The organism is Sulfitobacter sp. HI0129 (assembly GCF_001635395.1).
GTDB lineage: Bacteria > Pseudomonadota > Alphaproteobacteria > Rhodobacterales > Rhodobacteraceae > Sulfitobacter.
On the sequence record NZ_LWGH01000671.1, the window covers coordinates 1 to 711 of the forward strand.

The 711-nt window shown below is 66.4% G+C and carries 1 protein-coding gene; it reads right to left on the bottom strand.

Features of this window, described 5'->3' with window-relative positions:
- Positions 1–63: 63 nt before the first annotated feature.
- Positions 64–711, bottom strand: a 648-nt coding sequence (locus tag A3764_RS17110; protein WP_082865973.1) for a response regulator, incomplete at its 5' end; no start/stop codon positions are given.

Genomic DNA, 711 nt, shown 5'->3' on the forward strand with positions numbered 1-711 from the left:
CGGCGCTCGTCCGTGTGGCAGAGGATCCCGCGTTGCGGCAGAGCTGATCCTCCCCCGCACGCTTCATATCGCCAATCGTTCGGTAAGCCTGTCCTGGATCATCCCAGCTATCGTCGCGACTTCGGTTGTCGCACATTCGCCGCCCGCGCGCTTTTCCGCGAGCGCCGTAGCGGCCCGTTCCATGCCTGCGTCTTCCGCACTGCGGGCAACCCCGGCGAGGAACTGCGCCACGTAGTCAAGCGCACCGTCTTCGGGCTCATTGTCCAGCATGTCGGCGATATGCGCCATGTCATCCTTGTATGCGATCTTGTCCGGCACGACGCATTCATCGGTGATAATCCTTGCCCCGCGCGGGTGACGTTCCGGGGGCAGGGCGGAAAGGACGGATTGTTGAAAGGCCGAAATCCCCGTGATCGGCTTGCAGAGGTAACCATCCGCCCCCGCCGCCATGGCGGGCGTTTCGGTACCGGGATCGCCGGAGATACCCAGCAGCGCCTCTACCCGGGGCCGGGCTTGAGCGAGTTCGTAAATCAGGTCAAGCCCGTTCCCGTCCGGCAGGCCAAGGTCGACGATCGCGACCGTGGGCCGGTACACCTCCAGATGGCGCCGGGCGGCGCGCAGGCTGTCCGCCCGCCGGATGCGCGCGCCTGAGCGCAGGCAGAGCAGGCGCATCGCCTCGCAGGCGAAACGGCTGTCTTCCACGGCGAGCAC